11 protein-coding genes are annotated in these 14752 nt (G+C 40.4%); 3 read left to right on the forward strand and 8 right to left on the reverse strand.

All coding sequences use genetic code 11. The features are described 5' to 3' along the window. Positions 1-3 precede the first annotated feature (3 nt). The 5 genes from ACEW80_RS32475 to ACEW80_RS32495 form a co-directional block, all read right to left on the reverse strand. Entirely contained in the window at positions 4-1206 is a 1203-nt protein-coding gene (locus tag ACEW80_RS32475) for an argininosuccinate synthase (protein ID WP_373530553.1), read from the reverse strand. 287 nt (positions 1207-1493) lie between these two features. Next, positions 1494-2009: a PEP-CTERM sorting domain-containing protein gene (locus ACEW80_RS32480; RefSeq protein WP_373530554.1), complete on the reverse strand. Its 516-nt coding sequence runs from the start codon at positions 2007-2009 to the stop codon at positions 1494-1496. A 126-nt stretch (positions 2010-2135) separates the two neighbouring features. After that, positions 2136-4100 (reverse strand): alkaline phosphatase, encoded by a 1965-nt coding sequence (locus ACEW80_RS32485; RefSeq protein WP_373530555.1) that lies wholly within the window; start codon positions 4098-4100, stop codon positions 2136-2138. Positions 4101-4139: 39 nt separating this feature from the next. Further along, positions 4140-4352 (reverse strand): hypothetical protein, encoded by a 213-nt coding sequence (locus tag ACEW80_RS32490; protein WP_373530556.1) that lies wholly within the window; start codon positions 4350-4352, stop codon positions 4140-4142. 200 nt (positions 4353-4552) lie between these two features. Then, positions 4553-5527 (reverse strand): cation diffusion facilitator family transporter, encoded by a 975-nt coding sequence (locus ACEW80_RS32495; RefSeq protein WP_373530557.1) that lies wholly within the window; start codon positions 5525-5527, stop codon positions 4553-4555. Positions 5528-6400: 873 nt separating this feature from the next. On the opposite strand from ACEW80_RS32495, the gene ACEW80_RS32500 reads away from it, so the two are divergent. Further along, positions 6401-6946 (forward strand): PEP-CTERM sorting domain-containing protein, encoded by a 546-nt coding sequence (locus ACEW80_RS32500; protein WP_373530558.1) that lies wholly within the window; start codon positions 6401-6403, stop codon positions 6944-6946. Positions 6947-7160: 214 nt separating this feature from the next. On the opposite strand, the gene ACEW80_RS32505 is transcribed toward ACEW80_RS32500, so the two are convergent. Beyond that, positions 7161-9482: a PhoX family phosphatase gene (locus tag ACEW80_RS32505; protein ID WP_373530559.1), complete on the reverse strand. Its 2322-nt coding sequence runs from the start codon at positions 9480-9482 to the stop codon at positions 7161-7163. A gap of 253 nt (positions 9483-9735) precedes the next feature. Between ACEW80_RS32505 and ACEW80_RS32510 the strand changes: the two genes are divergently transcribed. Further along, positions 9736-10701, forward strand: coding sequence for a glycosyltransferase family 2 protein (locus ACEW80_RS32510; protein ID WP_373530560.1), 966 nt, complete (start codon positions 9736-9738; stop codon positions 10699-10701). A 634-nt stretch (positions 10702-11335) separates the two neighbouring features. Beyond that, positions 11336-11809, forward strand: a complete 474-nt coding sequence (locus ACEW80_RS32515; protein ID WP_373530561.1) for a shikimate kinase — start codon at positions 11336-11338, stop codon at positions 11807-11809. A gap of 278 nt (positions 11810-12087) precedes the next feature. Here the strand turns inward: ACEW80_RS32515 and ACEW80_RS32520 are convergent, their stop codons facing one another. Together ACEW80_RS32520 and ACEW80_RS32525 are read right to left on the reverse strand one after the other, a co-directional pair. Next, positions 12088-13857 carry a WD40 repeat domain-containing protein gene (locus ACEW80_RS32520; protein ID WP_373530562.1) on the reverse strand — a complete coding sequence of 590 codons (1770 nt, stop codon included), beginning with the start codon at positions 13855-13857 and terminating at the stop codon, positions 12088-12090. Between the two features lie 381 nt (positions 13858-14238). Beyond that, entirely contained in the window at positions 14239-14634 is a 396-nt protein-coding gene (locus tag ACEW80_RS32525; RefSeq protein ID WP_373530563.1) for a hypothetical protein, read from the reverse strand. Positions 14635-14752 lie beyond the last annotated feature (118 nt).

Below are 14752 nucleotides of genomic sequence, written 5' to 3' on the forward strand. Positions count from 1 at the left end.
TTTCTAACCCCTGGTTAACTGCGACCAAATGCGAGTTGGTAGTCCCCAAACGTAGATAAAGCCTTCAGCAGCTTTGTGATCAAACTTGTCTTCGGCTCCGTAGGTTGCCAAATCGGGAGTATACAGAGAATTGTCGCTCCAGCGCCCAACTATCGTAGAATTGCCCTTGAACAACTTCATTCGCACAGTTCCAGAAACTCGCTCTTGTGTCTTTTGAATAAAGGCATCGAGTGCAACTTTGAGTGGGCTGTACCACAAACCGTTGTAAACGATTTGGCTGTAACTTTCTTCAATGCCACGCTTGTAATGGGTGACATCTGCCGTTAAAGTCAAGCTTTCTAAATCCCTATGTGCCTGAATTAGGACTAACATAGCGGGTGATTCGTAGATCTCCCGCGATTTGATCCCCACCAGACGATTTTCGATCATGTCGATCCGTCCAATGCCGTGATTTCCTACCACTTGATTGAGTTGTTCAATTAGCTCAACTGGCTTTTTAGCTATACCGTTGAGAGTTGTCGGAAGACCACCGTGGAAACCAATTTCGATGTACTCTGGCTGGTTGGGAGTGTCAGCGATCGCTTTGGTCATCTCATAAATTTCTTCTGGTGGCTCGAATGACGGATCTTCGAGTAAACTAGCTTCAATGCTACGACCAAGCAAATTCTTGTCAATGCTGTAGGGAGAAGATTTTTTAACTGGTGAGGGGATACCAAAGCTTTCCCCATAGGCGATCGTTTCCTCACGGCTCATCCCCCATTCTCTGGCTGGTGCGAGGATCTTCAAGTTAGGGTTTAGGGCGGTAACAGAGACATCAAAGCGAACCTGATCGTTACCTTTACCCGTGCAACCGTGAGCGATCGCATCAGCACCATATTTTTCGGCTGTTTCTACTAATACCTTGGCAATCAGTGGACGAGCAAGGGCAGTTCCGAGAGGATAACGATTTTCATAGAGGGCGTTGGCTTGAATCGCTCCAAAGGCGTAATCTTTAACGAAACTGTCTTTGACATCCGCCACCAGGGATTCACTTGCACCCGATTTTAAAGCTTTTTCTCGAATTGGCTCTAGTTCATCTCCCTGACCTAAATCTGCTGCTAGAGTAATCACCTCTTCCACACCCCACTCCTGCTTGAGGTAGGGGATGCAAACTGAGGTATCTACTCCGCCAGAATATGCCAGGACAACCTTTTTGGCGCGACCCATTAATTTCTCCAGTTAGGAAAACAAAGAATGAGTCATTATTATATCTAAACTAGTCCATGTATATTTTCTTCATACAACAACTTATGGGTTAATTAACTGCAAACCCAGACATTACAGTTAACTCTCGTCTAAGTTTGCCAATAGAAGGATATAGCCCTACTTAATTATTTATGAACAACGAAATTCCCAACTTCTTAAAGAAATCGGGAATCTGAGCTTTTCGATTTTATAAATGTTAAAAATTTGCAGGGTGGATAATTCCACCCTGTTATTCTTGATAATTTGGCTTAAGCTTTTGTGCTTGATAGTCTAGAAGATGCTATCTTTTTACTCAAGAACAAACTCAACCCAACCACAGACAATCCAAGCATGAAACTTGGCTCTGGAACACTTCTGTAAGTGTAAGTGACGGTCTGAACACCAGCATCAGTGGAATCATTCAGATCGATAAAACTTTCGCGGTAGACATTAAAACTACCAAGTGTAAAAGATAAACCCAATCCCGCTTCGTTCAAAATAGTTCCCGAAAAGTCGGTAAAAACTGACGCCAAAGAATCATCTGCTTCCGTGTATGACTGGCCACCGTAGGTAGCAAAAATCTTCAAACCTTCGGCGATCGTTACTTGTTGATCGTCTGTTGCTGCTGCTTGGTCGAACGAAAAAGTGCCTGTGAGAGTCTTATTGTCGTTAGAGAAATCATAAATCAGGGTTGCAGCTTGGGCAGAGGTAGTTTCCCCTAACGAAAAAATTAGAGCAGTTCCTAACGTTACAGCTGCTAATTTCTTGAAGATGAAGTCAGTCATTTTTTTCCTTTAATTAATAACAGGTGCAAAAATACCGCAATAGGTTTATGAGACAGAGACGTGATCACACACGTCTCTGCAACACAAAGCTTTTCAGTCCGTGTTCACTAAAGCGATGTATTCAATTTACGGAGCGGTGATCGCAGCTTTCATAGCTTGGAAGATATGACTTTGGTCAACCACACCCCGAACACCAGGCACGCTGTAAGTACCAGAGCTATCTTTAATTTGATAGCCTTGTCCGAAAGATCGGGTCAGAGTTGATGCGTAAGCGCCCTGGTAGTAAACAGGTACAACGCGGCGGCTATGGCTACCCCAGAGGTACTTGTAATTTGGATCAGACCCCCAGAAGTGACCAGCATCCGTAGGATTGTGTTTTACGAAAGTGATGTCTTTGGCGTTATACTTCAAGCCTTTAGCTTGATTAGGGTCAGGATTGGGAGTTAGCTTCGAGGCAAAATCATTATTCAGGGTTAGGTAGTGATCATGGTCAGCAGTAACTAGCACCAGATTCTTACTCCAACCACCATGATTGTTGACCCAGGTAGTAACCTCTTGGACTGCCTTATCAAAATCATTCATGGTTCCGATTAGGTTATCCATGTTGTTGTCATGAGCGCCCCAGTCGATGTCACCTCCCTCAACCATCAGCCAGAAGCCATCTTTGTCTTTACCTAGAACGGTTAGAGCTGCTTTGGTCAAATCAGCCAAGGTTGGATTTTCGTTAATCTCTTTAGCGATAAAGCTGGCATCGGTTTCACCAGGAGCCAGAGGACGCACAGTATCAGGTGCAGGAACATTAGGAGCGATGGGATTACCTGCTGCATCAATGACAGGAACACAATCCCCAACGGTACCAGTAATTATCTTACCTGATGGACAGACAGGTGGAGTTCCACCACTTTTGACAACGGAGCTATAGAGGGAGAAGTTGCTTAAACCTGTCAAACTATAGTCTCCTTTAGAAGAACTGGTAGGAATGTTGCCATCTTGTCCACGGGCACCATACAGACCAAATAATTTGCCTCCCTTGTTCGGGTCGATTTTAGCAGCCGTGTTTAGCAACGTCTGAGTCGCATTAGGACCACGTTCTATAAAGGTATAACCATAACGATTGGATGTCGGGTTATTCTTCAAATGCTGGTAAGTGTCTTCTGTAATATACGTATAGTTGAAGACACCATCGGCTGTACTTGTACTTTTATCATTGGCAAAATCTTTGGGATGACCGCCACCCAACAAAATATTAGGCTTAAAGTTCAGCAATGTCTGTTGCAAAATGCTGTCTTGGTTGCTCTTGCTGGGGTCGTAAATACTGTCGTACTTGCTACGACGATTTACGAAAGAAGCAGCAGCCCCAGGTGTTGCGTGACTAATCGGTACGGATGTTACCAAGCCTGTAGACTTATTCTTTTCCTTGGCAATTTCCAGGATGGTTTTCAACTTCTTCTCGTAGATGTCTACCCCCATCGCGTTGTTAAAGCTCTTTACTCCTGTATAAAGAGTTGTAGCGGTGTTAGCAGAGTCAGGATAACTGTACTTGATGTAATCTTTGTCATAAGTACCAGCATTAGTAGGGGTCAAAGGAATCCAGGGAACAGGGCCACCTTTACTGATGTCATAACCTGCCAGATTACCGTTCTCCAGACTATTACCATCAAATCTATTGCCAGGATTAAAAGGAGTAGGCTGGAATGAAAAGTTTGGACGAACAGGACTTGCAGCTGTGAGTGGATTAGATCCATCTAAAGCAGAGTTACCTGTTAGATGGGGCTGGTCTGTTGGAGTGGCTGGTGTATTTCCCTGAATAGTTGTGCCGTAAGTAGTGACCAATCCATATCCAGTTAGCTTTTGGAAGCTTAGACCTGAGCCTTTACCACTTGTGTAAAAAGGAGCGCCTTTAGCAACGGCTGCGGCCCGCGCCATCTCCCAACCCATACCATCCCCAATCATGATAATTACGTTAATCCCGTTACCAGCAGCTAGGCTCGGCTTAATAACAGAATTACCAAATACCAGCAAAACGGTACAGATAAAGCCAACCATAATCAAGGCTAGCGATCGCTTGTACTTCCCCAAAAATGAAATCATTGCAGTGTACCTTAAAGTTAATTGAGCAAGTTTTAGTGGTTAATTTTGGTAAAAATTTGGTTCTAGATGAGTAGCACGAAAGTCTGAATATGTAGTAGTCACATCTACCTGACTAGGGGCTGCGGCATAACTTGGATTAGAGGCGGTTGCTGGCTGCTGATTTGATGTTCCTAAGAACAACAAAACTGACAGAAGCAGACCAGATATAAACCAAGCCAACGAGCTTTTGTACTGTTTTAGTAATGAAATCATTTTGGATTTTGGGATGAAAGTCATGATCAGAAAAACTCCTAGTAAATAACCGATTACAATCAGCTATAGATATGCTTTGACAATTTATAAATGCCAATAAGCATCATTTGTAAATGTTAATTTAAGTCAACAAAGGAAGTACAATATAATAAAAAATAATCATTTTCAGTAACATCATATATTTAGTTATTACTCTAGTTTTAATTTGTTTTATTTGCAGACAACATTAAAGTTAAGTTTTGGTTAAACAAAGGATGAATCGGCGGCGCTGAAGGTTTTTGAGAGTTAGTTAGCTGCAAAGTTATCTCAGCAATATTAAAAGTTTTTTGGATGTGAGTTTGCAACTTATTGAGCAAGCGATCGCGTTCTTGGATAGTTGGACATTCCACAGTCAAATTGGCGCAAAGCATTACTTTATTTGAGCTAATTGTCCAAATATGAAGTTTTTCTACTTGAACAACACCAGGAAAAGATTTGAGAGATATTTCCACTTCAGCAGGATCAATTGATTCTGGTGCATACTCCAAAAAAATCTTTAGGCTTTCTTGGATTAGGGGTAAAGCACTTAAACCAGTAAAAGTTGCAACTACTAAACTAATGGCGACATCTGCCCACCACCAATGCCAAAGATGAACTGCTAAAGCAGCTATAATTACGCCAACAGAACTAGCAGTATCGGCGATGACATGAAGCAAAGCCCCCCGTAGGTTTAAGTCGTTGTGAGTGTGGGGATGAAGTAAAGTAATGTTGAACAAATTAACGATTAAACCTAATACCGCAATTCCTAACATTGGTAAGCCCAAAATTGTTGCTGGATGTTGCCAACGTTGAATAGCTTCCCATGTGATAAAAGTAGCGATCGCTACCAAAGCTAATCCATTGAACAAAGCTGCTAAAACTTCGATCCGCTGATGGCCAAATGTTGCCTTTGTCTTAGCTGGTTGCTGTGCTAAAAAACTCGCAAGTAGAGATATTGCCAAGGCTGTAATATCCGAAAAAATGTGTCCAGCATCCGCCTGTAAAGATAAACTTTGGCTCCATAAACCCACGCTCCACTCCGCAATAAAAAAAACAGCAAGTAAACCTACTATCATCCACAAAACTTTTGCTTTTTGCCGATTACTAATTACTTTTACTGCATCATCTGCACATCCACACCATTGAAGTGAAAGCATTACTCAAAAAACCTTTTTACAGTATAGTAGTAGCTGAAAAAATTCCCACCAACCGTATTTGTAGGGAGGGTTTTGTCAATTGGGAATATTGTTTATCAAAAGTTATCTTTGAATGCCTATAAATTAGAGACTTTGTTTACCAGACAGTTTTTCTAAAATTGCTCATCCATCTCTTTCTTAAGATATATACCTTCAAATTCAGAAATATTTAAACAATAGAACAACTAATGTACATATATAAAAGTTATCTTATCTGGGTTAAGAAAAGGTAATGTTTTTATTAAAATGATAAATTAAGCCAGATTATCACTTGCAATTTACAGCAATCATTCTATTACTTACTGACAAATTATTAATAGGATGATTTGATTTGTAATCAAAACTTGCGTAGGCGTAGCCCGTCGGAGACATCGCTCTCTCATTTAACCTGGGAGTATGATAATCATTATCTTTATATCTCCTTTTGATACAGGTAATAAACACCTTTTTGATGCACAGACATATCTCTATTCATAGAGATTGAGAATCTTTTTGACTGATTTCTATAACGTGCGAATATAATTTTAAAGTCTGTGAGCTTCCGATTTGCAGATTCGCCTACTATAGCGGTTCCCATTCAGATGCGGTACAACGTTAGATCCCAAGGTGTAGGGGCACGGCATGCCGTGCCCCTACGGGTGTACCTCACGTAAACGAGAACTGCTATACTAATAGTCTGGTATTAATTTACAGGAAATTTATATGTGCCTGACAAGTTTAAAGATTTTATAAAAATCGTCTTTTGTTTAGTATTCCTTAACCTATGTACGATGGTTAAAAGCTTATTTAATTAAATTACAGAACTATAGCTTTTTAGCTTTGGAGTATTTTTTAATGAAATTAGCTTCATATTTTGGCATTGCTACTTTTGCTGTTGCCATCTCCATCACTGCTGTTGGTTCTAAATCGGTACAAGCTGCTGTGGTTAATTATGATTTCACTGTGAATGCGACATCTGGCAGCAATCCGGGTCAGCATTTCGGCTCTTTTCAATATGAGGACTCAACCTTAACTGGGATAGGTGACGAAAATCTAGGGGTTAGCAATGGACTATCCATTTTATTTGACTATTTGGGTACTCAGTATACAGAGGCCAGTGATTTTGATTACCCATTATCTCCTGTAGTCAGCTTTACAAATGGCAATCTGTTAGGACTAAGCTACTTGGTTGAAGATCAGTTTTTCATTGGGGATAATCCAGGTAATCCAAATAGAGGGGGAACAAAATTTTCTAGCATTCTTAGTGCCGACTTATTGTCTGTAATAGAGGTGGGTACAGTAAGTTACTCGACAGGTCAGCCCGTACCAGAACCTATGACTCTTGGTGGTACAGTGATCGCTGGTATTATCGGGTTATGCCTCAAACGCAAGAAAAAGTAAAACCTTGTACTAACTCAGTTTCAACCTCGTAGGCTTTCTGCAATTAAGTTGTAACCAACTTCAACTAAACGGTTTAACTTGGTAATTAGACAAATAATGCACACAGATAAGTTATCTGTGTGCATTTGTGATTCCAAATTATAAAGCAGCGATTTTTGCTAGAACTTCAATATAAAGATGTTGGATGACAACATCTTTATACACACAAAGAATGCTAAACAAAACTACCATTTGGCTGCTTACGCTGGATAGCAATTACAGATGGACGAGGGACACCCGTAGGTTGACCATTGATGTTACTAGGCCAACTACTACCACGAGGTACAGTGCGAGTCTGATTGAAGGTCGTACCATTTAAATCTAGTAATTCAATGCTGCGACTCAGTATTGTGCCATCGTTAATCGGGCAATCTTCACCAGGATGCTGTACTGCAAGAATCAGCGTATCTCCCACAAAAGTTGGCCCGGTCATTTCACTACGCACCGGACCTTGGGCAAAGGGTATTACTTTTCCAGCATCAGAACCCTTGGTGGGGATATAAAACAGCCAGTTATTACCAAAGACTCCTGTGAAACTGGAAACATCACCAGTCGCTGTGTGGTCGATGGGGTTTGGAGTGCCAGCAGCACCAACATTAAAACCATTGTGAGTGCTGGTAGACATATCTGTTACACCCCAAACATTTGCCTGATTGTCGAATACTAAGTTATCTACATTCGCAAAACCAGCACCAGACACCGACCCATCTTCGCCACCCTGAGCGAATCTCTGCCAACGGAAGGTTAGACCTGTACCATCGGCACTGTCTTCAATAATCTTGTATAATCCACCTGATTGCTGCGTCGCATTAACATTTGGACTTAACTTGGCAACCTGGAAAATCCGCGAATCTGGATAGCCGTCGCTTCCTGGCGCACCATCAGTGTAAGCAATGAACACTTCTTTGGTGGTTGGATGTACTTCTATATCTTCTGGGCGGGCTGTAGGAGTTCCCCCCGCCAGGTTTGCCGCTAAGAAAGCATCGGACAGAAGCGCGCCTTGGGTAGGATAGAAGTTAGATAGTTTCTTACCTTGATAAGCAGGTAGAGTAGCTACTTCGTTAGTGGTGTCGCAGTTGAATAAACCACCATCTGTAGTTTGACCTGCAATACCGTTGCGTTTTGGTAGGGATAAACGACCATTTCTTTGAGCCGAACCCAAAGCGGCAAACTCTACAGAAGAAATCACCGATGGCGCAAGGGGATTGGTATCAGTAGATAAACGTAACGGTATCCATCGACCTGTGCCGTTTGTATTATAACGGGCGACATACAATGTACCACTTTCCCACAAACTGCTGTTGGCTTTGCTGGTTGGCGAGGAAATAGTACCTGTACTAACAAATTTCCAAGTGTGTCCCCCACGTCTGTCATCACCTAAATAAGCAACTAATTTCTTGCCTTGTTCAACACGCAAGGCAACATTTTCATGGTGGTAGCGACCTAACCAAGTGTGTTTGCGAGGGCGAAATTCTGGATTGTTGGGGTCAATTTCAACAATCCAGCCGTATTTTTCTCCTACTAAACCAAAAGTCTTGCCGATATTTTTATCTGTGTAACTCGTCTGAGTCCCATTAGCTTTGACTCCTTCTGTAACATAATTTTGGAAGTTCTCCTCCGCAGATAAGATTGTTCCCCAAGGAGTTTTACCACCTGAACAGTTAAAGGCAGTACCAATAATTTTATTACCCAGTTGATCAGAACTAAGATTAAAAACTTCCGTTGCAGCTGGGCCTGTTGCGATTAAATAATTTTGATCACCTTTCTGGTGACTGCGACTTCCCCAAGCCGTGAGGTTTTTGTAGTTATCATTTCGTTGGCTATTGATTCCTAACCCAGAAAGACCATGAACGCGGCGATTTTTGACATCTTTGACCACAGCAAAACGTTTACTGGTATTACTGCGAGAGATGCGGATAATTGATCCGCCTTGATTATATAAAGATTCCCCTTCAACTTCAATATTTTGGCTAGAGGGTAAAGCCCAGCCGATGACGTTTTCAAATGCGTCGGGTAGTTTTTTAAGATCAGAAGAGTCTTCTAGTAATAAGCTAGAAAATGGAAAACTAACGTATTCATGATTGACCCATAAATACCCGACATCATTAGTTTGATCAAGGGGAATAAAAGCAGTGAAATCGTTATTGTAACCGAAATAATCATCTTTGTTAGGAAAGACGCGATCGCCCCAACTGGCAATTACGTAACGTTCGTATTCTGGCGGCACCACCACGTCATCAATAATGTTGTAACTACTTAACTTCACATCAGCAGATAGATTAACTACTTTTCCTTCACCAATTTTTGTTGGCAAGAAATTTGTCTGCTCTTGATAAATTGGTAAGGGATGTGGTAAGCGTACAGGTGTAAAGCCTAGTGGCGAGATTTTTGCTTGTTTAGTGCCGATAAAACCTTCTAGGATTTTGCCTCCTAAAACAACAGCACCAGCACTACCAGCAAAAAATATTAAAATTTGTCTGCGACTCAGTTTAGACATCAAACTTTCCTCTGATGTGATAGGAAAAATTTAGTATAAGCCAAAGCTTTTAATTTCTGGGAATTTACTGAGTTTTAAAAACGAATAACCTATTAATAATAAAATAAATCTAAATTTTGCACTTTTTATGCATATTACTAAGTTTAGGTTACAAGAATTAAGCTTAGGTTATATATTAATTAACTAAATGCTATTTTCGTGACCAGAATCGGGTAAGGAACAGTGTCAAGGTCGCATCTGTCCTATCCTAGAGATGGGTAGTATTATGGGTGAAACTGTGTTTTTCAGCGTTGTAATACCGACTTATAATCGCCAACCAATTTTGGAAAAGTGCCTCCGTGCCTTGGAAATGCAGGAGTTGAGTCAGCCAAGTTCAGTTATTGGTTACGAGATTGTCTTGGTGGATGATGGTTCTACTGATGGCACATTGGATTGGTTGGCAGAACACAAAGAGGAATTTCCCCATGTGCGATGCTTTCAGCAAAACCATGCTGGCCCAGCTGCGGCTCGAAATTTAGGGGTAGAACAGGCGCAGGGAGATACAATTATCTTTATTGATAGTGATTTAGTGGTGCTGAAAAATTTCTTGCAAGCTCATGGTAAGGCACTAGCGCAGGGAAAAGAGAAATTGGGAAGCGATCGCTTTTTTACTTACGGTGCAGTAATTAATACTTGCAATTTCGATCACCCAACTGCTGAACCCTACAAAGTAACAGATTTTTCCGCAGCTTTTTTTGCTACGGGAAATGTCGCAATTCCTAAACATTGGTTAGAAAAAGCTGGACTTTTTGATACTAAGTTTCAACTCTATGGCTGGGAAGACTTAGAGCTAGGTGTACGGCTAAAAAAACTAGATTTGAAACTAATTAAATGTCCAGAAGCCGTCGGTTATCACTGGCATCCCCCATTTAAATTAGAGCAAATTCCTCGATTAATTGACCAAGAAGTTCAACGTGGGCGTATGGGAGTTTTATTTTATCAAAAGCATCCTACATGGGAAGTGCGAATGATGATTCAAATGACTTGGCTACATCGTTTACTGTGGGGCATTCTATCACTTAATGGCGCGCTTAATGAACGAACAATGGCACCTTTTTTGCAATGGTTAATTAACTTAGGTAAACCTCAATTGGCTTTAGAAATTGCTCGGATTTTCCTCAACTGGTACAACGTGAAGGGCGTTTATGAAGCCTATGCTCAAATGCAGGAAATATTGTGATTCAAAAGTCAACTTAACGTTAAATCGGCGGTTAGAAACTGCTAGTAATTCTAAATTCAAAAAATTAAGATGACAGTAGGAGCACAGCATGCTCATACGTGTCAACTTCAGCTCAAACACTCAATTTATTGTGGTTTTAGATCCCCCAACCCCCCTTAAAAAGGGGGCAAAAGACTCTAGTTCCCCCTTTTTTAAGGGGGGTTAGGGGGGATCTAAATCTAGGTGGTACATCGAAAAATTTTGAAATGCTTATCAGACTACGCTTTCACGTTAAGTTGACACCAATGAGCATGCTGTGCCCCTACCAACGTATTTGTATCGTTATTAAAATGAAACGATATCACAAGTGTGTGACTTACTCAAATGAGTAAGTCAAATAAGCTTTTGAGTAAGTAAAATGAGCTTTTGCTTACAGAAAACACTGAAATAAGTAAGTCAAATAAGCTTTTGAGTAAGTCAAATAAGCTTTTGCTTACAAAAAACACCAAAATGAGTAAGTCAAATGAGCTTTTGCTTATTAAATTTGATTTTATCTAAGTAAGTCGGCGTTAATATTTCAAGCTATATTAAGAAATTTAAATGTAACGTGCGTTATGCCGTAGACTAACGCACCGTACTTAATTACATCACCACAATGTATCGAATTTTAATATTTGGCAATTCCGGTTCGGGAAAAAGTACTCTTGCAAATAGACTTGGTAAAGACTTGAGGATTCCAATTCTTGATCTTGATACTATCGTCTGGGAACCAAATCAAGTTGCTATACGGCATTCTCAAAAAGATTCAAAAAAGGATCTAACAAACTTCATAGAAAATAATGTTTCTTGGGTAATTGAAGGCTGCTACAGTACTCTAATAAAAGCTGCTATTGAATTCTCGACTGAAATCTATTTCCTAAATCCCGGCATTAGTAAGTGTCTTGAAAATAACCGCAATCGTCCTTGGGAACCGCACAAATTTAAATCAACCGAGGAGCAGGCACAAACATTCGAGTTTCTCCAGAATTGGATTCAACAATATGAAGAACGCGATGATGAATTCGGTTATTCATCCCATCGCTCAATATTTAATCAATATAATGGTAGAAAATATGAAGTTATTACATAAGCCAATCGTGCCACAAATAATCTTGGTTTGAAAAATTCTTGATTGCAGAGCTCAAAGACTTATTAATTACGAATTATGGGTGTTACATAATTTGCGGGATGATTTATGTCACGCAGAGGAGCCAGTGCGTTGGGCGGCTCTGCCGACTTGTTCGCGCAGCGTCTCCGGTAAGGAGAAGCACCTGGCGTCGCGCAGAGACGCAGAGAGTATAAGGGTTTTAGATTTAATACATAAAATTTAATCTCTTGATTTAGCAACGCCCGAATTACGAATTACTTTTAACTTCGTTGCCAAATTTTAATTGTTTTATCCAAACTGCCGCTAACCAACATTTCACCGGAGACTGTAAAAGCTAATGCTGTAACTATGTTAGTATGACCAATAAAAGTACCAAGCAGTTCTCCTGTTTGTAGATGCCACAATTTGATTGTTTGATCAGCACTACCACTGGCAATAATTTGTCCATTGGGACTTAAAGCGATCGCATATACCCGATCCCTATGTCCTTTAAGAGTATGAAGTAATTCCCCAGTCTCTAAATGCCAAATTTTAATCGTTTGATCCCAGCTGCCACTGATTAGTAGTTTAGCATCTGCACTAATTGCTAAGGAACGAACGATGTGAGAATGACCCATGAGGGTATGCAGTGGTTGTGTATCCTTTAAACTTTTGATCCCCGTATTCGGTGAGGTGCGCCAGACTTTGATTTTGCGATAGCTACCTATTACCACAGTCTGCCCATCTCGACTTAAAACCAGGGAATGAGCAGCTGTATCATCTAAAGAGAGTGCGATCGCAACCTGACGCTGCATTAAATCCCAAAACAGAATTTTTCTGTCATCTCCGCCAGTGGCTAACATTCTACCATCGGGTGTGAAGGCAGCACATCGTACTACTCCATTATGTTTGTGCAAAATATCTATCAAGTCTAGAGCGCCTACGTGCCAAATCTTAATTGTGGAATCTGCACCGCAACTCACTAAAGTTTGTCCATCTGAACTAAAGGCGAGGGAATTCACTTCATCCACCAGCCCAGATATCACCCAAGGATACTCTGACAATGTATCTATTAATTCACCCTTAGTTAAATCCCATAGCTTCGTCTCACCCCGACTACCACTTGCCAATATGGGTAAGGTTTTGCCATTCTTACATCCTGAACTGAAAGCTAGACAATTAATTCCTCTGGTATGTCCTTTCAAAGTCTGCCAGCATTCCCAATCACCTACTATACCTTTGAGGCAATGCTCTGATGGTATAGTCTGTATTGTCTCTGCGATCGTTGTCTCGTTAATTATTGTCGGCGCGTCTTTTTTGCCAACAAGTGATTCTAAATACCAACTTAACCCCCCCGCATACAACAAGTTACTCGGACTAATGTAGAGTTTTGGTTCAGTAAGTTCAATTTGATTTGCAGGTAAAAAACCTGTAATTATGCTTTGTTTTTCGTATCCTAAATTACCTGTATATGGATAAAACAAACAGAGAAAAATTAATACTTGGTGATTTTTTAAATCTTGTTGAGTAACCGACCACTTAATTTTGTCTTTTTTAATACCATTAAAACTTTCTCCATCAGCAACATAAACTTGAACACTTAGCTGAGGATTATCTTTTAGTACATAAGAAAATTTGCTTTCGCCACACAAATTTCCCTCATCATCTAAAATCATGTTTTGCAACGTATCTTGTGGCACCTTTTTTACCAACTTGCCCAAGCGTTCAGTAATCACCTGGTTAACGATTTGCTCCCGCAAAAGATAATCTTGGGCTTGTTGCTGAAAATATTTAGGAAAAGGTATCGTCCAGTCAGGAGGTTCAGGATATTCAGGCGGAGTCGGCGGCGGATTTTTGGCGAGAACTTCTGCTTGTTGGCGAGAAAGCTCTTGGAGTTTTGCCAAAGGTTCGCCCCAAAAGGCCATAATTTCAGTGTGACAACCTTTAACTTGACTTTCTAGCAAAGATAAGTCGTAAGTTTTAGGTTTTTTCACACGTTGAAGGAAGTCAGCTTGTTGAGCCTTGAGTAAGCTAATCCAATCCATCTGCATTCCCGTGTCACACTATTGTATACCTACCGTAAGCTATACCAATGCAATTACTCAAGTTTATAACCTTTAGTTAATTAAAATCTAGTAATTTTAGCAGTCTAATAAAACACAGCCATTAACATATATTTGCGGGTAAACATAGAGATGGATAGCATTTAGATATCTCATTAGCTAATGCAACTAAGGTATAGAGAATTTAGATGATGTTGGTCAATTCTAAGGGAGATGAAGAACGAGATACTGTTTCCCTAGAAACAGTTCTAGCTACAAAGGAAAGTTTACTTGCGTAAGTCCTAATTTAGTACAGCACGTCGGAAGTAAACCACGCATTCCAAATCAATGAAACCCTTGTGTTATGAAAATTACGAATTACAAATTATTTTAACCTTTGCGTTTTGGTTGTTTGGGTGTAGTACTCATATCAGAGGAGTCGCCAAAAGTATCTCTTGCCTCAATCTGTTTAATTTTCATTTGCAAGTTCAAGTCATCACTACTAACAATTGTTTCTAAATTTGCTAATCTTTGCTCTAACAGTTCTATTTGCTGCTGTTGCAAATAGTTAGTTTTTGATTTTTGCTCATCAGAACGCCAAATTGCAACTGTATCAACAGCTGCGCCACCAATAGCAACTAAAGGAAGAATAGCACCGCTTCTAGTAACGATTGAAAGAGGAACGCAAACTCCGAGAATGGCTACCGTAATCACCCAAATTCTTGTGGTAGCAGATAATCTGACATCTTGGTATTGTTCTAAATTTGTTTGAGATTTTTTAGCCATAAGTAAATCCAAAGAAAAATTATTTGCTAGATTGACACGATCGCTTACCAAAATACTTCCTACAATTGGGTTAAGTATAATTGCTCTACTAATATTGTTGTAATTATAGTTACTTCGT

This window comes from Nostoc sp. (assembly GCF_041747015.1).
Lineage (GTDB): Bacteria > Cyanobacteriota > Cyanobacteriia > Cyanobacteriales > Nostocaceae > Nostoc.